Source organism: Pseudarthrobacter defluvii, assembly GCF_030323865.1.
Classification (GTDB): domain Bacteria; phylum Actinomycetota; class Actinomycetes; order Actinomycetales; family Micrococcaceae; genus Arthrobacter; species Arthrobacter sedimenti.
This window is the reverse complement of sequence record NZ_CP066362.1, coordinates 1,413,054-1,432,748: the sequence shown is the minus strand read 5'-3', so window position 1 is coordinate 1,432,748 and position 19,695 is coordinate 1,413,054. Positions and strand designations below refer to the sequence as shown.

20 protein-coding genes and 2 tRNA genes are annotated in these 19,695 nt (G+C 67.7%); 6 read left to right on the top strand and 16 right to left on the bottom strand.

What is annotated here, in order from left to right; genetic code table 11:
• Window positions 1-20 precede the first annotated feature (20 nt).
• Window positions 21-872, bottom strand: coding sequence for a phage holin family protein (locus JCQ34_RS06560; protein WP_286403039.1), 852 nt, complete (start codon window positions 870-872; stop codon window positions 21-23).
• 174 nt (window positions 873-1,046) lie between these two features.
• On the opposite strand from JCQ34_RS06560, the gene JCQ34_RS06555 reads away from it, so the two are divergent.
• The 3 genes from JCQ34_RS06555 (at window position 1,047) to JCQ34_RS06545 (ending at window position 3,003) form a co-directional block, all read left to right on the top strand.
• Window positions 1,047-2,276 carry a multidrug effflux MFS transporter gene (locus JCQ34_RS06555; RefSeq protein WP_286403037.1) on the top strand — a complete coding sequence of 410 codons (1,230 nt, stop codon included), beginning with the start codon at window positions 1,047-1,049 and terminating at the stop codon, window positions 2,274-2,276.
• Between the two features lie 49 nt (window positions 2,277-2,325).
• Window positions 2,326-2,505 (top strand): glycine zipper 2TM domain-containing protein, encoded by a 180-nt coding sequence (locus JCQ34_RS06550; RefSeq protein ID WP_286403035.1) that lies wholly within the window; start codon window positions 2,326-2,328, stop codon window positions 2,503-2,505.
• A gap of 90 nt (window positions 2,506-2,595) precedes the next feature.
• On the top strand, window positions 2,596-3,003 hold the full coding sequence (locus JCQ34_RS06545) for a hypothetical protein (protein WP_236801857.1): 408 nt from the start codon (window positions 2,596-2,598) through the stop codon (window positions 3,001-3,003).
• Between the two features lie 86 nt (window positions 3,004-3,089).
• On the opposite strand, the gene JCQ34_RS06540 is transcribed toward JCQ34_RS06545, so the two are convergent.
• The 11 genes from JCQ34_RS06540 to JCQ34_RS06490 all read right to left on the bottom strand — a co-directional run bounded on the left by JCQ34_RS06540 (window position 3,090) and on the right by JCQ34_RS06490 (window position 13,389).
• Window positions 3,090-3,162 (bottom strand) — tRNA-Asn (locus tag JCQ34_RS06540).
• Window positions 3,163-3,297: 135 nt separating this feature from the next.
• Window positions 3,298-3,370, bottom strand: a tRNA-Asn gene (locus JCQ34_RS06535).
• 98 nt (window positions 3,371-3,468) lie between these two features.
• A complete protein-coding gene (gene dnaG / locus JCQ34_RS06530; protein WP_286403033.1) occupies window positions 3,469-5,448 on the bottom strand; it encodes a DNA primase in 1,980 nt (659 codons plus the stop codon).
• Window positions 5,449-5,489: 41 nt separating this feature from the next.
• Window positions 5,490-5,762: a ferredoxin gene (locus JCQ34_RS06525; RefSeq protein WP_286403032.1), complete on the bottom strand. Its 273-nt coding sequence runs from the start codon at window positions 5,760-5,762 to the stop codon at window positions 5,490-5,492.
• The gene (locus tag JCQ34_RS06520) at window positions 5,759-7,162 is read right to left on the bottom strand and encodes an NADH-ubiquinone oxidoreductase-F iron-sulfur binding region domain-containing protein (RefSeq protein ID WP_286403031.1); all 1,404 of its coding nucleotides are present in this window, start codon (window positions 7,160-7,162) and stop codon (window positions 5,759-5,761) included. Before JCQ34_RS06520 ends, JCQ34_RS06525 begins: the two co-directional genes overlap by 4 nt.
• Window positions 7,159-7,704 carry a ferric reductase-like transmembrane domain-containing protein gene (locus tag JCQ34_RS06515; RefSeq protein WP_286403030.1) on the bottom strand — a complete coding sequence of 182 codons (546 nt, stop codon included), beginning with the start codon at window positions 7,702-7,704 and terminating at the stop codon, window positions 7,159-7,161. The genes JCQ34_RS06520 and JCQ34_RS06515 overlap by 4 nt, the downstream gene beginning before the upstream one ends.
• A 4-nt stretch (window positions 7,705-7,708) precedes the next feature.
• Window positions 7,709-8,818: an FAD:protein FMN transferase gene (locus tag JCQ34_RS06510; protein WP_286403029.1), complete on the bottom strand. Its 1,110-nt coding sequence runs from the start codon at window positions 8,816-8,818 to the stop codon at window positions 7,709-7,711.
• A 1-nt stretch (window position 8,819) separates the two neighbouring features.
• Complete coding sequence (locus JCQ34_RS06505; protein WP_286403028.1) at window positions 8,820-9,191, bottom strand: hypothetical protein; 372 nt, start codon at window positions 9,189-9,191, stop codon at window positions 8,820-8,822.
• 127 nt (window positions 9,192-9,318) lie between these two features.
• Window positions 9,319-10,668 (bottom strand): deoxyguanosinetriphosphate triphosphohydrolase, encoded by a 1,350-nt coding sequence (locus tag JCQ34_RS06500; RefSeq protein WP_376976916.1) that lies wholly within the window; start codon window positions 10,666-10,668, stop codon window positions 9,319-9,321.
• Window positions 10,616-11,794, bottom strand: a complete 1,179-nt coding sequence (gene dusB / locus JCQ34_RS06495) for a tRNA dihydrouridine synthase DusB (RefSeq protein WP_286403026.1) — start codon at window positions 11,792-11,794, stop codon at window positions 10,616-10,618. The genes JCQ34_RS06500 and dusB overlap by 53 nt, the downstream gene beginning before the upstream one ends.
• A 68-nt stretch (window positions 11,795-11,862) precedes the next feature.
• Window positions 11,863-13,389, bottom strand: coding sequence for a YibE/F family protein (locus JCQ34_RS06490; RefSeq protein ID WP_286404338.1), 1,527 nt, complete (start codon window positions 13,387-13,389; stop codon window positions 11,863-11,865).
• 84 nt (window positions 13,390-13,473) lie between these two features.
• Between JCQ34_RS06490 and JCQ34_RS06485 the strand changes: the two genes are divergently transcribed.
• The gene (locus JCQ34_RS06485) at window positions 13,474-14,256 is read left to right on the top strand and encodes an alpha/beta hydrolase (RefSeq protein WP_286403025.1); all 783 of its coding nucleotides are present in this window, start codon (window positions 13,474-13,476) and stop codon (window positions 14,254-14,256) included.
• 11 nt (window positions 14,257-14,267) lie between these two features.
• Window positions 14,268-15,089, top strand: coding sequence for a lysophospholipid acyltransferase family protein (locus tag JCQ34_RS06480; protein ID WP_286403024.1), 822 nt, complete (start codon window positions 14,268-14,270; stop codon window positions 15,087-15,089).
• Window positions 15,090-15,163: 74 nt separating this feature from the next.
• On the opposite strand, the gene JCQ34_RS06475 is transcribed toward JCQ34_RS06480, so the two are convergent.
• From JCQ34_RS06475 to JCQ34_RS06465, 3 genes are all read right to left on the bottom strand, one after another.
• Entirely contained in the window at window positions 15,164-16,216 is a 1,053-nt protein-coding gene (locus JCQ34_RS06475; protein ID WP_286403023.1) for a GNAT family N-acetyltransferase, read from the bottom strand.
• A 2-nt stretch (window positions 16,217-16,218) separates the two neighbouring features.
• Window positions 16,219-17,604, bottom strand: a complete 1,386-nt coding sequence (locus tag JCQ34_RS06470; RefSeq protein ID WP_286403022.1) for a glycine--tRNA ligase — start codon at window positions 17,602-17,604, stop codon at window positions 16,219-16,221.
• Window positions 17,605-17,734: 130 nt separating this feature from the next.
• Window positions 17,735-18,724, bottom strand: a complete 990-nt coding sequence (locus JCQ34_RS06465) for a DMT family transporter (RefSeq protein WP_286403021.1) — start codon at window positions 18,722-18,724, stop codon at window positions 17,735-17,737.
• Window positions 18,725-18,756: 32 nt separating this feature from the next.
• Here JCQ34_RS06465 and JCQ34_RS06460 point away from each other — a divergent pair, with 32 nt between their 5' ends.
• Window positions 18,757-18,990 (top strand): RNA-binding S4 domain-containing protein, encoded by a 234-nt coding sequence (locus JCQ34_RS06460; RefSeq protein WP_286403020.1) that lies wholly within the window; start codon window positions 18,757-18,759, stop codon window positions 18,988-18,990.
• A 32-nt stretch (window positions 18,991-19,022) separates the two neighbouring features.
• Here the strand turns inward: JCQ34_RS06460 and JCQ34_RS06455 are convergent, their stop codons facing one another.
• Complete coding sequence (locus tag JCQ34_RS06455; RefSeq protein WP_286403019.1) at window positions 19,023-19,673, bottom strand: alpha/beta hydrolase; 651 nt, start codon at window positions 19,671-19,673, stop codon at window positions 19,023-19,025.
• Window positions 19,674-19,695: the final 22 nt, after the last annotated feature.

The following is a 19,695-nucleotide window of genomic DNA, read 5'->3' as shown; positions in this document are numbered from 1 at the left end:
AGTGCTTGCGGAGCAGCAGGCTAGTTGGCGCGGAAAAGCCTGCGCAGGAGGACCACCATGACCGTGCCTGCCGCGACGAAGGCGGCCAGCGGCTTCCATCGCCTGGACAGGTCCGCGGAGCCGGACAACGCCGCGAACCGTTCGCCCGCTGCGTCCACGCCGTGCTGCGCCAGCACCTGGCCTTCGCGCGCCTTGACTTGTGCGGCGGCCAGCAGGTAGCGGGCCTGGGTTTTGAAGTCCAGCTCGGTACCGAGGTCGTCGCGGACTTCGGTGAGGTGGTGCCTCCGCTGGCTCAGGCGGCGTGCCAGCTCGGGTTCGGACGCGTGCGGGAACTCCTGCTGCTCGCGGGCGGCCTTTGCTTCCTTTTCGGCCTTTGCCTTGGCAGCGGCCTCGGCTTTGGCCGCCTTCGCAGCCTTCGCCTCGGGACTCTCCGGGTCCAGGATGGCGGGGTTGAAGGCGGAGCCTTCCCGGGCAACGCCGATATCGTGCCTGATGCCACGGATGGTTTCCTCGGGCATCAGCGGCATGGCCTTCTTGAACCTCGCGAGGCCAATCAGCCCGCCGATGAGGGCTATCAGCAGGAAGGCTGCGGAGACCAGGAGGGCTGCCAGCCAGGCGGGCATGATGGTGGCCAGTCCCATGATTGCCGCCACGATCAGGCCGACCACCAGGAACGCCAGGAAGAGAAGCGCCACCGCGAAGAAGGCGGCGGCCACCCCCACCTGGATGCCCTTGCGCTTGAGTTCGATCTTGGCGAAGGCGATCTCGTCGTTGAGCTGGCGGGGGGCCAACCGGAAAAGGAGTCTTGCCGTTCCAGGCAGTGCAGTGATACGCAATCCCGGGCTGGTACGCCCGCTGTGACGTCCGCTCATCGGTTCCGCCTTACTGGTTTCATGGGTCGATACTGCTTCCGTTTATTGCGGAAATGTGCAGCCGCACAGTCCACGCCACCAAAACTACCATTCAGGTTCAGGGCGAACTTGGGGGCTTGCCGGACGGCGCGGCCTACAACGATGCAAAAACAGTCCCGGCGGGGCCTAGGATTGTTGTCCGTGACCAATCCCCCCAATCCGGGCGACTTGCTCAGCCGCCGCCGCAAGCTCCTCTACATCCTCCTCCTGGGCGCCTTGACGGCCCTTGGCCCATTCACCATCGACCTGTACCTGCCGGCCTTCCCCGCGCTGGAGGCAAGCCTGGGGGTGACCGAGGCGCAGGTCCAGCTCACCCTGGCGGGCACCACTGTCGGTTTTGCGTTCGGCCAGCTGGTGGTAGGGCCCTTCAGTGACAAGTTCGGGCGCCGAACCCCGCTGATCCTTGCCACCGCGTTGCACATTGCCGCGTCCCTGGGTGCCGCCCTGTCCACTGACATCGCCACACTGGGGGTGTTCCGTGTCCTGATGGGTGTGGGCGCAGCCGGCGGCGGCGTGGTGGCCATGGCCATGGTGCGCGACCTGTTCTCCGGGTATGCCATGGTGCGGATGTTCTCGCGGATGGCCCTGGTCAACGGCCTGGCTCCCATCCTGGCCCCGGTGATTGGCTCACAACTGCTCCTGGTGATGCCGTGGCCCGGCATCTTCGTGTTCCTGGCCGCGTACGGGACTCTGGTCATCGTGGCCGCCCTGCTCCTGGTGCGCGAAACGCTTCCGCCGGAGAAGCGGGGCCAGAGCGGCATGACGGCCAGGCAGCGCTACAAGGCGCTCTTCAGCGACCGGATCTTCGTGGGGCTGCTCATGGTGGCCGGCTTCAATTTCGGCGGCCTCTTCACGTACCTGTCGGCCTCCCCGTTCCTGTTCCAGGACGTCTTCGGGTTTTCGGCCCAGCAGTACGGACTGCTCTTCGGCATCAACTCCCTGGGCATCGTGGCAGGCGTGCAGACCAGTTCACGGCTGATCAGGATTGTCCCGCCGCAATGGATCCTGGCCGCCGCCACGGCATGGATGTTCCTGATGGCCCTGCTGATCGTGGTCTTCGACCAGCTGGGCCTGGGGCTGTGGGGTGTCATGGTGCCGCTCTGGTTCTACATCCTGGGCACCGGCTTCATGTTCCCCTGCGTCCAGGTGCTGGCCCTGGCAAGCCACGCCTCCCAGGCGGGAACCGCGGCATCCCTCCTCGGCGCGGCCACGTTCCTCATGGCCGGGCTGATCTCCCCCGTAGTGGGGTGGGTGGGCATCACCAGCGCCGCGCCCATGGGGGCCGTCCAGGCGGCATGCATCCTGGTGGCCATTGGCGCCCTGTGGCTGGTGGTCCGGCCGCGCACGGTACCCTCGATCCACTGAGTACCTACACCCCACTGACCGCACCCGCCAGGCACCAGGAAGGCAGCACATGACCCCCAGACCGCACCGTAATGGAAGGGGACTCTTCCTCGGGGCGGTGCTTGGCGCCGTCGTCGGCTATTTTGCCGGCCGTGCCGTGGGCAACCCCGCCTGGGGCATCATTCTGGGAACGCTGGCGGGTGCCGCGCTCCTGTACCGGGTGAATCCGGGCCGCCGCAACCGCCGCTGACTGCTCCTGCTGCCGGATACTGCTTGGCGCCGGCCGTTCCTGCCGTCCGACTCCACTGCACGATAAAGCTCAGCGCGATAAAATGGTCCCGTGTCCAGCTGGCAGAACCAACCGCCACTTCCGGCCACATGGCAACGGTGCGACGCCCGGATCCTGCCACTGTGGTGGGAGCGGCTGTGCGCGCAGGCAGGCCAGCAATCAGCGGCGCTGTACGCGGCAGGGCTGTTCACGGAGGACCGGCGCCGGCCCATCGCCCAGTGGTTCAATCCAGCCTTCAAGGCCGCCCTGCTGGTAGCGCCGGAAACCTCGCCGGAATGGCCCGTGCAGCGCTTCGGCATCTTCTACGCCCCGCCGGATGCCGGCTTTGTCCGCATCCACTCGGCTCCGCACGAATGGAATCCGCGCGAACCCCGGAAGTCCCCCACCGAGCGGGAGGCCTTCGAGTCTGCCATCGCCGAGGCCGAAAGGTTCCTGCAGGTGGAAATGGACTTCGTCTGAGCCCATCTCCCCGCCCCAGGCTTCCCACCCCGCGGAATGAAAAATCCCCGTTCCTCCAGCCGGAGGAACGGGGATTTTTCGTTGCGCTCCTCCTGCTGGACTTGAACCAGCAACCCTTCGATTAACAGTCGAATGCTCTGCCAATTGAGCTAAGGAGGAATGAAGCAGGTATGACATTAGCAAAGGTTTCCGGCCCAAGGGAAATCGGCGGTTTTCCGGGCCAAAACACGCCTCGTGCCGTTCAAAAGCGGAAACAAAAATCCCCGTTCCGGAAACCGGAACGGGGATTGGAAGCTCCTCCTGCTGGACTTGAACCAGCAACCCTTCGATTAACAGTCGAATGCTCTGCCAATTGAGCTAAGGAGGAATGAAGCGGGTACCAGCCTAGCAAACACCCGCTGCGGAAACGAAATCGGGAGTGCCGTGACCTCCCCCACTTCCTGGTTCCACCCAGCAGGCAGCCGCCTACGCCTCGGCCCGCAGGGCCCGGCGTTCCATTTCCAGCATCATGAGTTCGCGGTTGAGCCGCTGGTACGTCTCCGGGTCCGCTGTGGCGTCGAGGCGCTGCAGCTGGCCCATCTTGTCCGCCTTGACCCGGGTGATCTGGAGTTCGAACAGCCGGGACAGGATGTCGCGGCAGTACTTCAGCACCGCCTCCTCCGTATGGGCAGGAAGCGGCACCACCGACAGCTCCGACACCAGCGGCCGGAGCGGCTCCGGGACCTCGTGCATGACGTGTTCCACCCAGCGCACCGGATCACCCACCAGTCCCGGCCCAGTGGCGCGCATGGCGTCGTGCACCGCCTGGAAGGCAGGGGTGGAGAAGCGGGCGGCGGCGAACCGGTCCCAAACCTCGCCCGCCAGCAGGGCCGGCTGCTGCAGGGCCACCTCCAGCGCCTGCCGTTCCATGGAGGCCACGGGGTCGCGCGGGTCGGGACGGTGGAAGGAAGGAACAGCGCCCGACGACGGCCCGGCAGCTACGCCGGGTCCGCCGGCAGGTGCGGTGCCGGTTTGGCCCTCGTACCCCCTGCCCTCGTGGCCAGAGCCGCGCTGCTGCTGTCCACGGTTGGACGTGCCCTGGCCCGCGGGACCTCCCGCGTCCCCCCGCTTCGCTGCGTTTTTCACCTCGGCGTTGACCAGGCGCAGGACTTCGTTCGGGTCGGGCATGCCCAGCCAGCCGGTCAGGGCCTGGCAGTATCCGGTCCGGGTGGAGCCGTCGCGGATGGCCGCCACCACCGGCACGGAAGCCTTCAGGCCCTGGACGCGGCCTTCCACGGTGTCCAGGTTGAACTGCTTCAGGGTGGTGCGGATGGCGAACTCGAACAGGGGCCGCCGGGACTGGATCAGGGCGTGTACGGCCTCGTCCCCCCTGCTGAGCCGGAGGTCGCAGGGATCGGCTCCAGTGGGTTCCACGGCCACGAAGGTCTGGGCGGTGAACCGCTGGTCCTCTTCGAAGGCGCGCAGTGCTGCCTTCTGCCCGGCGGCGTCGCCGTCGAAGGTGAACACCACTTCTCCCCCGGTGCCGTCGTCGGACAAAAGCCGCCGGGCGATCTTGATGTGTTCGGTGCCGAACGCCGTGCCGCAGGTGGCCACCGCCGTCGTGATTCCTGCAAGGTGGCAGGCCATCACGTCCGTGTAGCCCTCCACCACCACCAGCTGGCGGTCCTTTGCGATGCTCTTCTTGGCCAGGTCGATGCCGTAAAGGACCTGGGACTTCTTGTAGAGCGTGGTCTCCGGGGTGTTGAGGTATTTGGGGCCCTGGTCGTCCTCGTAGAGCTTGCGGGCGCCGAAGCCGATGGTGTCGCCGGCCATGTCCTTGATGGGCCAGATGAGGCGGCCGCGGAAGCGGTCGTAGATGCCCCGGTTTCCTTCGCTGAACATGCCGGTGAGCTTGAGCTCGGCATCGGTGAAGCCACGGCCGCGAAGGTGCTTCAGGAGCGCGTCCCAGCCCTGCGGAGCGTAGCCGCAGCCAAAGTGTTCGGCGGCAGCCCTGTCGAAACCCCGGCCGAACAGGAAGTTCCGGGCCTCCGCCGCACCGGGGGTGAGCAGTTGGGCGCGGAAGAACTCGTCGGCGATCTTGTGCGCGTCAAGCAGCCGCTGGCGCCGGCCCACTTCCTCGCGGTTGGGTCCGGTCCCGCCATCCTCATACCGGAGCTCGTAGCCGATCCGGGCAGCGAGCTTTTCCACGGCTTCCTGGAAGGAGCTGTGGTCCTGCTTTTGCACGAAGGCGATGACGTCGCCGTCCTCGCCACAGCCGAAACAGTGGTACCGGCCCACCTGGGGACGGACGGTGAAGGACGGCGAGCGCTCGTCGTGGAAGGGGCACAGACCCTTGAAGGTGCCCAGCCCGGCGCCCTTGAGCGTCACGTAGCCGTCAACAACTTCCTTGATGTCCGTGCGCTGGCGTACTTCATCGATATCTTCACGTTTGATCAGCCCAGCCACACAGCAATCTTAGTGTCACTGGCTTGGTGCCACTGGCAGGGCTACCGGCCGGGCGTCCCGTCCGGCGTCCGCTGTCCCGCTGCGGGCGCCGCGCGCTCCACCAGGCTGAGGGCAAGCTTGGGACAAAGGAAGACGGCCTCCTGCGCGGCGTCCCGGTCGGCGTCCCGCAGCGGAATGTCCGTGCGGTCACGGCCCACCTTGCCGCGTGCCACCGGGTAGCCCCAGTCGTCCCTGTCGAGCACTCCGGGAAGCAGCTCTGAGCACAGGCCGCGGCCGTCGCAGCTGGTCCAGTCGATGTGCAGGTACGTTTTCATGCCGCCACGCCTCCCGGGACTGTGCAGTAGCCGGACAGATGGGCGCGGAAGTCAGCGGCGAAGACCTCCAGCGCGCTGCTGACCATTCCGGTGGTCCCTTCGGGATGGCGGCATGCGCCGCGCCCGGAAACCAGACGCCCCAGGCGGTCCAGCTCGGAGCTAAGCCGCGGATTTGTTTCGCCTCCGGCGATGCGGTTGAGGACGGACGCCATGGCCGGCAGCCCGAACATGCAGGGGCCGCACTGCCGGGCGGACTGGCCGGCCAGGTAGTTGAGGATCCGGGCCGTGGCCTGGATCCCGCAGGTCTGCAGGTCCAGGGCATGGATAACTCCCGCACCCGGGCGGACTGCCCGGCCCGGCGCTCCTGCGGGTGTGAGGGCGTGGTCCGCCGGCCGCACCCACCGGCCGTGGTACCCGCCCACCAGGACGGCGGATAAGGATCCCGGATCCATTCCGGCTTCCTTCAGGACGGCGGAAAGTTGCACCCCGCCCGGTACCTCCAGCACTACGTCCCTTGTGGGGGCTGGACCGGACACGGACACCAGCCTGGTGCCGGGATCGGTGGCGGTGCCCGCCTGCCGGAACCACTGCGCGCCGTAGCGGGCGATCAGGGCCACCTGGGCCAGGGTCTCGACATTGACCACCAGCGTGGGGCGGCCGTTCAGGCCTGACTCGCTGAGGCGCCGGCGCTGGTCCGTGGGCAGGGCGGTACCGTTCTCGATCATGTTGACGACGGCGCTCGACTCACCGGAGATGAACGTTTCGGGAGCCTGCACTACCCGTATCTTTTTGCCGCCCGGACGCTCCCCGAGGGCTTGCTTCACACGGGGCAGGCTGGCCGCCGGGGCGTAAACGTACATGCTTGTGCCGCCCGCGCTTGTCTGGCTGCTTGTCCTGCCGCCTGTCTGGCCCAGGGCGGCGGCGAGGGCGATCAACCCGTCAATGACAAGGTGGGGCGCGTGGGCGAGGAGTGTCCGGTCCTTGAAGCTGAGCGGTTCGCCCTCGGCGCCGTTGGCAATCACCACGGGCCGGGCGGCGAACAAACCCTTTCGCCCGGTACCGGCAGTTGCAGTGGCCTTGCGCCAGGTTTCGAATGCGGCTCCGCCGCGGCCGGTCAGCCCGGATTCAGCGAGCACTTCCAGGAGACCCGGACCTGCCGCCTGCGGCTCCCACTGGCCGAAAGTGTCCAGGTGCCGGGCCCAGCCTGCATCGGGGCCTGCCGCCAGGAGGCGCGGCTCCTGGCGGATACTGTCCTGGATGCCGTCCCGGTAACTTCCGCCCGGCCCCTGGCGGGGCACGGGAGTGTACGCGTCCTGGTGGCCGTTGTGCTGACGGCCCTGGTAGCTGTCCTGGTAGTTGTCCTGGGACGTCTGGGGGTAGCTGTCACGGGGTTGGCTCAAGGGAGGTTTCCTTGCCTGGCGCGGAAGGTTTCGAGGAAGGACGGGCTCAGCCGCCACATCAGGGCAGCGGCAACAGCCACTGCGGACGCCGCAGCCAGCAGGAGGAACCATCCGCTTGACACGTCAGTGCCGTTTCCGAGGGCGTGGGCCATGGCCACGGGCCAAACGCCATAGCTGAGCCAGTGGACGGCCCTGAAGGTGCGCTGCCCGATACGATGCCGCAGCAACGCCGTGACCACGACGGCCAGGACCAGGTCCAGGGCGACCGTGCCCAGCCCCTGCCAGAACGGCTGGTACGACCCCAGGAACGGCACCACCATATCCACGGGATTGAGCTTGGCAAAGGAGTCAAGGAGCAGGGATCCAACGTGCAGCCCCAGGAAAACCGTGGCGAGCAGGGCAATGTTCCGGTGCAGGAGGCTGATGGAGAACCGCGGCAACACCAGCAGTGGCCGGCCTGACCGGTTCAGGATGCCCAGCAGCACCGACGCGGTAAACAGCGCCAGTGACACGAAGCCACTGACGCGTCCGAAAGCCCACATTGCCTCATCCACGGCGCAGGCCTCCCCTGCTGGAGCTTTCGGCTGGGAGGTAGTTTTGGGCGGGCCAGTCTCCGGTTGCCGCCACCCTGCCGCGGCTGTCCACGAGCCGGGCGGATATGCCCTCGGCCCGGAACCACTCGAGGGCTTTGAAGCCCCGGACGATCGCCCCGGTGCTGAAGGCGTTCGCCTCCAGGCAGGTAGGCGCCGCCACGGTCACCGAGCGCCACACCGGTTCCGCGGGCAAGCCAAAACGGGGATCGAGGATGTGGTGCACCTGGGTGCCTTCGTGGAGCCAGCGGCGCTTTTGCGTGCTGGAGGTTGCCAGGGCAAATCCCGGAGCCAGCGAAATGTGCTGGGCGGGGTCGGCAGGAAGGTCCTGCACCAGGATCTGCCACTGGCCGGACTTGGCCTCCGACTGCTCGTCCTGCGGGCCGGGTCCTGCGCTGGCCAGGTCTCCACCCAGGCTTACCAGGACTCCGCAGCCCAGCCGCCGGTGCACTTCAGCAGCGGCGAGATCCGCTGCGACGGCCTTGGCCGTTGCACCCAGGTCGAGGCGAAGCCCGGCCGGGACGGTCAGCACGTCGCCGTCGACATGGACCTGCGGCCAGCCTGGCGCCCGCGGTGCCGGCGGCGGCACCGGGCCCGGGGGCGAAGGCACCGGCGATACGGGCACGCTCCGGATTCCCGGGCTGCCCGCTGTGTTTGGCGGGTCGGAGTGTTCACCCGGAATATCCGGACCGTGGCCCAGGGCGGCCAGATCCGCTCCGAGAGTGGGATCAACAGCGCCGCCGGTCATCCTGGCAGCGTCAAGGGCGCGCTCCACGAGCAGCCGGAACGTGGGACTCACCCTGACGCCAGATGCCATTCCGGGCTGAAGCGCCACCAGTTCCGAGTCGGCGCGGAAACGGCTGCAGGCATGGTCCACCGCCGCCAGCACCTGACGAACAATCTCTTCCGCATCATGCAGCAGGCCGGGCGCGGTCACCGTGACGGCTGCCTCGAGTTCCCATACGATCCAGTTGGATTGTGCTGTGGGAGCCAGTGCGGCTTCGTGTTCGGGGGCCGCTGCGGATTCCCGGGCCCCCATGCGATGGGTGGTGTCTGAAGCGGCCACGTCAGGACCCTGAGGACCTTCCGTGGATGGTGCCGCCCTTTCCGGGCTGGACCGGGCTGGTGCTGCCGTTGTTGCCGTAGCTCTTCGAGCGCCGCGAGCCACCATTCTGGGTGCCGCTGTTCTGGCCGGTGCCGCTGTCCTGCCGGGTGCCGTAACCGTCGTCATCCGAGCGGCCGGAGCCGGACTTTGGCGTGCTCCCCTGCGTACCGCCGTCCTGCCTGCTGCTGTCCGTACCCGCGGTTGTCCTGGCAATCACGGAAGGAGTCGCGGCATAGACAGCGGATGCGGCCACGCCTGCAGCAGCGAAGCTGCCAACGCCCACCGCTGCGGTGATTCCGGTGGCCAGCCGCTTGCCCCTGCTTCGAGTACTCATGACCTGCTCCCGTTCCTAGCGGCCTGCCTTTCCTCCCATGGTGCGCTTCCTTCCTGTGTAGATGCTTTAAGGAAGCTGTTGATCAGGAGGACGTCGAGGAGTTTCCCCGCACGGGGTACGGGCCGGTTCACCAGAGCGAGGGCAGGCTCCCCACCAGGCGCTCGTACATTGCCAGGGCCGACCCGTCGGTGAGCGAAGCCACCTGGTCGATGACCACGCGAAGGCGCTTGCCGTCGTCGTCCGCTGCCCGCCAGTCCGCTGCAAACATCGGCTCCAGGTGCCGGTCACCGGTGGCGCTGAGGGCCGTGACCAGGGCATGGAGCACTTCCCGCTGGCGCTCGTAGATGGGCTGCCGGTGTTCGGTGGTCATGACGAAGGTGGTGGCAAGGCCCTTCATGACCGCGATTTCCATGACGGTCTCGTCCGGAACAATGAGTTCGGCGTTGTAGCGCGTCAGGTTTTCCGGGCCGTAGACCGCGCGGGTGGTCTCCAGGGCGGACTGGCAGAACCTGCCGATCAGCTGGCTGGTCATGTTCTTCAGGGCAGCCATGGATTTGCGGCTGCCGTCGGCTTCGCGGACCCACACGTCGGTGGCCTCCAGCCGGGCCAGTGCGGCGTCGATGGCTGCGGGGTCGTTGTGCGGCAGGTACCACTGCTTGGCGTAGCCCACCACGCGGGCGCGGTGGTCCGGGTTGTCCATCCAGCGCAGCTGGAAGTGGCCGGCAACGATCGCGTCCTCCACGTCGTGTACGGAGTAGGAGATATCGTCCGCCAGGTCCATCACCTGCGCTTCCAGGCAGGTACGGCGTTCCGGGGCTCCTTCCCGGATCCAGTTGAAGATGGGGAGGTCATCCTCGTAGGCGCCGAACTTGCTGGTCCGCTGCCCGTGGATGACAGGTGCTTCCAGGGCTGACCAGGGATATTTCGACGCCGCGTCCAGGCTTGCCCGCGTCAGGTTCAGTCCGGCTGGGTGGCCGTCAGCCGTGAGCACCTTGGGTTCCAGGCGGGTGAGCAGGCGGAGTGTCTGGGCGTTGCCTTCAAAACCACCGATGGCATGCGCCACTTCATTCAGCGCCGATTCGCCGTTGTGGCCGAAGGGCGGGTGGCCCAGATCGTGGCTGAGGCAGGCCGTGTCCACCACGTCCGGGTCGCAGCCCAGGGCCCGGCCAAGCTCGCGGCCCACCTGCGCGACTTCCAGGCTGTGGGTGAGGCGGGTGCGGACAAAGTCGTCGGTGTCCGGTGCCACCACCTGGGTCTTGGCGCCAAGCCGCCGCAACGCCGAGGAGTGCAGCACCCGGGCACGGTCCCGTTCGAAGTCCGAGCGGTAGGTGCTCTTGGGCGGTTCCTCCACCCAGCGGGCGGAATCGTGCGTGTCGTAGCCGGGCAGGGCCAGGGCTGCGGTGGGAGTTCCGGCAGTCGGTGTTTCAGCCACCGGAAACGTCCAGTTCGGCGGCGGCGATATTGCGGGACTGGTCATCGTTCAGGGCACGGGAGTCCAGCCAGTCCTTGGGCAGGGCGGGCTTCTTGGGCGACCCTGCGCGGCCGCGCGGGCCTTCCGCATCCACCCCCGGATAGGGCGAGTCCAGGTCCAGCTCGGCGAGGGTGTCCCGGAGCACCTCGAGGCTGGTGACCAGGGCCAGCCGGGTGCGCAGCTCCCCGCCCACCACGTAGCCCTTGAAGTACCAGGCGATGTGCTTGCGGATCTCGCGCAGCGCCTTGCCTTCATCACCAAAGGTTTCCACCATCAGTTCGGCGTGCCGGTAAACACCTTCGGCCACCTGGCGGAGGTTGGGGCGGTGCCGGACCTCGCTGCCCTCGAACGCTGCCTGCAGGTCACCGAAGAGCCAGGGCCTGCCCTGGCAGCCGCGGCCCACCACCACGCCGTCCACGCCGGTCTCCCGGACCATCCGGACGGCATCCTCTGCGGACCAGATGTCGCCGTTGCCCAGCACGGGAATGTCGGGCAGCGCCTCGCGGAGCCGGGCGATGGCGGACCAGTCGGCCTGGCCCGAGTAGAACTGCGCGGCGGTGCGGCCGTGGAGGGCGACGGCGGCAACTCCGGAATCGCGGGCGATGCGCCCGGCGTCGAGGTACGTCAGGTGGTCCTCGTCGATGCCCTTCCGCATCTTGATGGTCAGCGGGACGTTGCCTTTGGACGCCTCCTTGACGGCGGTCTGCACGATGGACGTGAAGAGGTCGATCTTCCAGGGCAGCGCCGAGCCGCCGCCGCGCCGGGTCACTTTGGGGACGGGGCAGCCGAAGTTGAGGTCGATGTGGTCGGCCCGGTTCTCCTCCACGAGCATCCGCACCGCGGCGCCCACCGTGCCCGGGTCCACGCCGTAGAGCTGCACGGACCGGACTTTTTCGTCGTCGTCGTGCGAAATGATGCGGAGGGATTCGGGCGTCCGCTCCACCAGCGCACGGGAGGTCACCATCTCCGCCACGTACATGCCGCCGCCGTACTCCCGGCAGAGCCTGCGGAACGCGGAGTTGGTTATGCCGGCCATCGGGGCAAGGATCACCGGGGTGTCAACCGTGATGGGTCCCAGCTTCAGGGGCGGGAGTTCCAGCTTGGGGGCGGGAGGAGTTGCTGCAACAGTCACCTGTCCATTGTTGCAAAGCCGGGCAAATCGGGCTTTGCCGGTCCCCTCCGGCTCCGCCGCGGCAGCAGTCAGCCGCGGTCTGCCCGCCGTCCCCGGCGGGTGGCGGGCTCCGTGGCGGGTTCGACGGCGGGTTCGACGGCGATGCGCCGGCTGCGTTCCTCAAGCGCGGCTGCGGCGAGCGCCCCGGTGTCCGCAACGTCCTCCGCGTGGTGGTGCCCGCCGTCGTGCATTCCGTTCCGGCGTCCGGCGTCCAGCGACTGGGTGCCCGCTGCCTTAACTCCTGTGGCCTTGACCACCAGCACGGCGATCAGCGTGGTGACGGGGATAGCCAGGACCAGCCCGATGGAACCGACCAGTGTCCGGATGACTTCCTCTGAGAGTTCAGCGCTGGTGAGGGTGTCCATCAAGGGCCGGTCGTAGAGCATGACGATGATCAGGATGGGCAGCGCCGCGCCGGCGTAGGCAAAGGCGATGGTGTACACGGTGGAGGCGATGTGGTCCCGACCGATCCGCATGGCGGAAGTGAACAGCTTCCGGGCGCTGCTGGCTGGTGCCAGTTCGTAGAGCTCCCAGACGGCAGAGGACTGCGTGATGGTGACGTCGTTGAGGACACCCAGGCCGGAGATGATGAGCCCGCAAAGAATCACCCCGGAAATGGAGATGTTGGACGATGTGTTCACCAACGTGGCGGCGTCGTGGCTGCCCACACCCGCGAGGTTGGCGGCGTCCGTGGCCCAGGCTGCGAGCAGGGCGGTGATGGCTAGCCCGAAGATGGTGCCCAGGAGCGCGGTGGACGTGCGGGCAGAGAAGCCGTGGGCGAAGTACAGCACCCCGATCATGATCACCGTGGACCCCACCAGGGCCAGCAGCAGGGGCGGCTTGCCTTCCACCAGCCCAGGGAGCAGGAAGTTCGCGAGCACGAAATAGGCGCCCACCAGCCCGATCAGGGCGCGCAATCCGCGCCACCTGGCGACGGCGATGACCACCACGGCGTAGAGCACGGCCAGCAGGATGATCGGCATGGTGCGGACGAAGTCCATGAAGATGTAGGCTGGCGAACCCTGTGACCCGGTGGCGCCCTGGACATTGGAGAGGTTCAGGTAGCGGATCTGGTCCCCGGGCTTCACGCCATGGGAGGAGGCGACGTCCGGGTTGATGACCACCTTCACCGGGCTTCCGCCCTTGTCCGGCTCGGTGACGGCGAAGGTGCACTCGGAGCCCTGGCTTGGTGGTTGCTGTGTGGTGCGTGGCTGGCCGGACCCCTGTTGGTCTGAACCCTGCTGGCCGGACCCCTGTTGACCCGTGCCCTGTTGAGTTGGACCCTGTTGCCCGGATCCCTGCATGCAACTCCCGGTCAGCACGCTCTGGATCGTGCCCGTATCGAAGGTGACCCCGGGCGCGGTGGAGTACGGGTTGGCGAGCGAGATGCCCTCCTTGCTCCCGGAGGGCCAGAGGGCGGCCATCCCGGCCAGGGTCAGCAGCGCCACGGGAATCAGCACTAAGGCCAGGATGCGGTTCGCTTTGCTGCGGGCAGCCATCGCCTGGGGCGTCGGCTCCGAATGATCCAAGGAAGCGTGGGAGTGACCGGCGCCCATCAGCAGTACAACCTCATGGTTGAACTCTACGTGCGGCGCCATAGGGTTTGATAAATGGACCATCGGGATGGGGAGGAGCCAAGCATGGACAACCGTGGTGGGCATGGGGGCGGCAGCAATGGAGCACCTGGGAAGGGCGGTGTGCAGGCCGGGCAGGTGCCGGACGTTTCCGCCCACCAGCCCGTACTCAGCGTCCTGGATGCCTCCGGTGACACCAAGGGCGTGGTCCTGGTCCTGCACGGCGGCAAGGCCCACAGCCGGGATCCCGTGGAGGCGCGGCACCTGAGCCCGGCGCGTATGGTGCCCTTCGCCCGGCACCTGCACCGCGCGGGCCGTAAACACGGGCTGGCCGTATGGTCCCTGCGCAACAGTGTCCGCGGCTGGAACGGGCCCGACATGTCCCCCTTGCAGGACGCACGGTGGGCGCTGCGGCAGATCGCGGAACGCCACCCCGATGTTCCGGTGTTCCTGCTGGGCCACTCCATGGGCGGCCTGACCGCCGTGTGCGCCGCGGACCATCCGCAGGTGGAGGCTGTGGTGGCGCTGGCCCCTTGGCTGGACCCGCAAACCCCTGCGGACAGGGTTAGGGGCCGGAAGGTCCTGATCATCCACGGGACCACGGACCACATGACCAGCCCCACGCAGTCCCTTGCCTTCGCCCGGCGCGCCGCTTCGGACGCAGCCAGCATGCAGTACGTGTCCCTGAGGGGCGTGGGGCACTTCATGCTCCGCAAGGTCCGTATTTGGCACACCCTCGCCACCGGTTTTGTCATCAAGTCCTTCGCCGAGAGCACAGGGGCGGCGGTCCAACCGCCGCGGGCCTTCACCGAGCTGCTGCCGGACACCTCCGTCCAGGTCACCCTCTAGGCCGCCCGGCCATGCCCTGGCGTCCCCCATCCAGCGACCGCTTCTACCGGCTGATCGTCTGCACCGGGCTGTTCCTCCGCTGGGCCCTGCAGCTGGACATCCGCGCAGAGGGCCTGGAGCACCTCCCGGGGGCACCACCCCCGGCCGGCCCGTCCCGGCAGGTGCCCCCCGGCGGCGCGGTGTTCGCCGTCACGCACTTCAGCTACCTGGACTTCGCCGTCCTTGAGCTGCTCCTGTGGAACCGCAGCCGTGCCCAGCTGCGGTTCCTGGTCCACCAGGGCGCGGCGGACCATTGGCTGGCCGGCCCCGCCATCAGCGCCTCCGGCCAGGTGGTGGTGGGATACAACGACCGCTCCGACGCCTACGGCACCGCCGTGGCCAAGCTGCGCGCCGGCGAGTACCTGGCGGTATTCCCCGAAGCGGGAGTGAGCCGCAGCTTCACGGTCCGCGAGTGCCGAACGGGGGCTGTACGCATGGCGGCGGAGGCCGGTGTCCCGGTTATCCCGGTGGCTGTCTGGGGCGCACACCGGATCCTGACCCGCGGCCATGGCTTCTCCCTGCGGCGCAGCTGGCAGGCTCCCATCCAGGTCCGGGTTGGCGTGCCGATAGTGTATCCGCCGGACGTTGATGTGGACGCTGCCACGAAGAAGCTGCGCACCACGCTCCAGACGGGGATTGACCGCTGCATCGCCGGTTTTCCGCTTCAGCCCGGACCAGGGGCGTGGTGGATGCCCGCGCACTTGGGTGGAAGCGCCCCTACGGACGCCGAGCGGCAACTGCTGGACGTGGCCGACGCAGCCGCCGGCCGCCGTCGTGCTCCCCGCCCGAAGTAGCCTGCTTAAGCGGCAGTGCCACGCGCCGTCACAGGGACGGCGCGTGGCACGGTGCTGACGTGGACCGGCAGTCGCTAGTCCGAAACCACCAGGGTTTCGGCGCCCGCCAGCCGGGCTTTGCCGCTCTCCAGGAGGGGCTCGACGGCGGCGCGCAGGGCGGTCATGGAATCGTCCAGTTCCAGCATGACCGGGTGCTGGTAGGCGATCAGGGCGAGGATGTCGCGGACGGCTTCGGCGGCGTCGTCAGCGGCCAGGGATGGCTCATGGCCCACGAAAACGTCCGTGGGGGTGTCGGCGCCCGTTGCCTCTGCACCGGAGCTGTCAAGGTGGGCCGGCGCTGCATCCGGGTCCGCGGGTGCAGCGTAGCTGACCGCGAATGCGCGGATGCGGCCCTTTTTGCTGGGCGCTACTCCCTGGCCGAACGCGGATTCCGGCTGGGCCCGCAGGACGATGGCGCCGTGGGCTCCGGTGAGCTCGTCCAGGAACAGCCTCTGCACCTGTCCAACGGACAGCACACCCGGGGAGTCCCAGCCGTGGATGGAGGTGTAATACCGGCCCACCACGTCCGTCAGCTCCACGGAACCGGTGGCCAGGTCCATGACGACATCGGAACCGGCGTTTTCACCGTCAATGGGACGGCCGCCGTGGTCCTTGTCCGGGAAGACGGGCAGCTTCAGGGCTCCGGGTTCCACGATCACCAGCCGGGAGCGCTGGATCGGCGCCAGCCCGGACTCTTCAGCGAACGCGGCACCCGCCGTGCCGGGTTCCACCTTGGCGCGGAGTTTGGTGACGCCCGACGGCGCGTTTTCGGCTTCGCGCCGCAGCATGGTCAGGAGGCTGGCCCCGATGCCTGCGCGGCGATGGTCCTTCGCCACTTCGATGTACGTCCACAGGCGCTCGGGGTGCAGCGAGGCTTCATAGACGACGCCGGCGGCTACGGGAATGCCGACGCCGTCAACGACGTCTTCCGCCACGATGCAGCGGCGCCAGGGCATGCCGTCCCTGCCGTTGGAGGACACGGCGAGGGCGCCGCGGAACTGGCGGGCCTGGGCGGTGTCCGGGTCGCCCCAGATTTCCAGGAGCGCCAGGTCATCGCCGTCGCGCCATTCACGGTATTCGATGGCCATGCTCAGGCGCCGATCAGCCGTGCCGCCAGGTAGCCCTCCACCTTGTCCAGGGAGACACGCTCCTGGCTCATGGTGTCCCGCTCGCGGATGGTGACGGCCTGGTCCTCGAGGGTGTCGAAGTCCACCGTGATGCAGAACGGGGTGCCGATCTCGTCCTGGCGGCGGTAGCGGCGGCCGATGGCACCCGCGTCATCGAAGTCGATGTTCCAGTTCTTCCGCAGCTGGGCGCCCAAGGCCTTGGCCTTCGGGGACAGGTCCTCGTTGCGGCTCAGCGGCAGCACGGCGGCCTTGACCGGGGCCAGGCGCGGGTCCAGCTTCAGCACGGTGCGGACGTCCACGCCGCCCTTGGCGTTGGGGGCCTCGTCCTCGGTGTAGGCATCCACCAGGAACGCCATGAAGGAACGGGTCAGGCCGGCCGCGGGCTCGATCACGTACGGGGTGTAGCGCTCGTTGGTGGCCTGGTTGAAGTAGCTCAGGTCCGTGCCGGAGGCCTTGGCGTGGGTGGAAAGGTCGAAGTCGGTGCGGTTGGCGATGCCTTCCAGCTCGCCCCATTCCGAGCCCTGGAAACCGAAGCGGTACTCGATGTCCGTGGTGCCCTTGGAGTAGTGGCTGAGCTTTTCCTTGGGGTGCTCGAAGAAGCGCAGGTTCTCCTCGCGGATGCCCAGGCCGGTGTACCAGGCCATGCGCTCGTTCATCCAGTACTTGTGCCACTCTTCGTCCGTGCCGGGCTCCACGAAGAATTCCATTTCCATCTGCTCGAACTCGCGGGTGCGGAAGATGAAGTTGCCGGGCGTGATCTCGTTGCGGAAAGACTTGCCGATCTGGCCGATGCCGAACGGCGGCTTCTTCCGGGAGGTGGTGAGGACGTTGTTGAAGTTCACAAAGATGCCCTGCGCGGTTTCCGGGCGCAGGTAGTGCAAGCCTTCCTCGCTGGCCACCGGGCCCAGGTAGGTCTTGAGCAGGCCGGAGAACTCCTGCGGCTCGGTCCACTGGCCGCGGGTGCCACAGTTGGCGCAGACGATGTCCTTCAGGCCGTTTTCGGCGGGGCGGCCCTTCTTTTCCTCGTACTCTTCCTCGAGGTGGTCCGCGCGGTAGCGCTTGTGGCAGGACAGGCACTCGACCAGCGGGTCGGAGAAGACCTCCACGTGGCCGGAGGCTTCCCAGACCTGGCGGGGCAGGATCACGGAGGAATCCAGTCCCACCACGTCCTCGCGGCCGCGGACCATGGACTGCCACCACTGGCGCTTGATGTTTTCCTTCAGCTCGGCGCCCAGGGGGCCGTAGTCCCAGGCAGACCGCGAGCCTCCGTAGATCTCACCGGCCTGGAACACGAAGCCCCTCCGCTTGGAGAGGGAAATGACCTGGTCGAGGACGGATTTTGCTGCCATGGGATAACTCCAATTTCTACAGGGCCGCTGGGTGCGGTCCGCGGGTTGTTCAGGCCCCGGCTGCTGTATGCCTGGGCACAGCGGGCCACCCGCCGGGGCGGATGAAGGAAGACGGTGGAAAGCTCGTGTCCTAGCGTACCGGCCGCTGCCCGCGCAGCGCGCCCCGCGGCCAGGGCAGGGTTGCCAGGATAATGGCGCCGAGGGTCAGCAGGGTTCCCAGGACCGTGGCCGGAGCCACGATGGTGCCCGGCGCGGGAAGCGCCAGGTCCAAAGCCAGCGAGCCGAGCAACTGGCCGGCGATCATGCCCAGCCCGGTGACCAGCACGCCCAGGCTGCGGACCAGGAGGGCGCCCAGGCCGATGAAGACGCAGCCCATGGGGCCGCCCAGGTAGTACCACCACTCCCCCGGCAGCGGGTTGGCGGGGCCGGCCACGGCCAGCTTCACCCCGAACGCTGCCCACAGCACGATGCAGCCGGCCACGAAGTTGACCAGGGTGGCCGCGATGGGGGTGCCGTAGTGGAGCGTTGCCGTACCGTTCATGGCCTGCTGGAAGCTCATGAGGAAGCCCGCCGCCACCGGCAGGAGCAGGGGAAGCAGCAGCCCGGCCGCACCGTCCCCGGAGCCTCCGCTGCTGAACCGGGGCGACACCGCCCAGGCCACGGCGGCGATGGTCAGGATGCAGCCAATGATGCGGATGCCCGTCACGGATTTCTTTCCGGCGGGGCCGATCCCCAGCCGGTCCACCAGCAGGCCGCTCACCGTCTGCCCGGTAACGGTGGCGACGGTGAAGAGTGCCACGCCCAGGATGCCCACCGTGAAGGACTGGGCAAAGACGAACAGGGCACCGATGGCACCGGCCACCACGTAGATCCGGGGAAACGCCCGGTTCCGGACGGCCGGGAGGATGTTTGCCAGGCCGGCGCGGCCTCGCGGCAGCACCAGGGAGATGATGATCATGACCAGCAGTCCTGTGCTGAAACTCACGGCCGCGGCAGCGATTCCATCGTTGAGCCGCGCCCCCAACGCCCCGTTGATCCGCCCTTGGACGGGGATGGCAAGGCCGGAGCCCACGGCCAGGGGCAGGCCTGCGAGTACCGGCAGGCGGGAAGGGGAGGTCATTGAATCCACCTTAGTTCAGGCATTATTGCTCTATGAGCAACCCCATTGACGACGTCCCCATCCGCGACAGCATGATCCGGCTGGGCCAGCTGCTGAAGCTCGCCAACCTCGTGGAGGACGGCGTGGAGGCGGCGGAGCTCATCAAGAACGGGCTGGTCAGGGTCAACGGCGAGATCGACGACCGCCGCGGCCGGCAGCTGCACACCGGGGACACCGTCACCGTTAACGGCCAGACCATCCGGGTGGTGGCACCCCAGGCCGGCTGACGGCGGCAGCTGTTGCGCCGCCGTCGTACGTTCTATTTGTTCAGCACCTCGTGGGTGAGGAACTCCCCCACGTGCCCAATCTCCTGTTGGTTGATGCCGTGCCACATGCCGGTGTAGAGGACCTTGGTGAGCTTCACGTGCTTGCGGACCCAGCCCATGGTGAATTCGATCTTGTCCTGGGTGATCACCGGGTCCTGCTGGTCGCGGCCCCAGAACATGGGCACGGTGCCGTCCAGCTCGTCGTCCTTGAAGGTCGGGTCGCCAGCGGCGTCCACCACGAAGCCTGAAAGTCCGACGACGGCGGCAAAGTCGGTGGGCCGCTGGCGCAGGAGCGTGGTGGCCATGGCCATGCCCATGGAGAAGCCCAGGAGGGTCACCGAAGGGTGGCCGGGCCTGATGGCGTCGATCCAGTCGAGCACGTAGGCCGAGGCCTTCTTGACCCGGTCCAGCGAGTATTCGATCGACGCGGTCAACGGAAACCAGGTGAAGCCGGGACCCATGGCGATGGGCGCGCGGACGGAGGCGACGGCGAAGTCCCCGGGCAGCATGTCGGCCAGGCTGAGCAGGTCCTGCTCGTTGGCGCCGTAGCCGTGGAGGAGCACCAGCAGCGGCTTGCCGGCGCGCTGGTCTTCCGGATGGGACCACAGGACAACAGGGGCAGGAAATACTTCGGCGTCAGTCATGGTTTCCATTCTTACCAGTTAC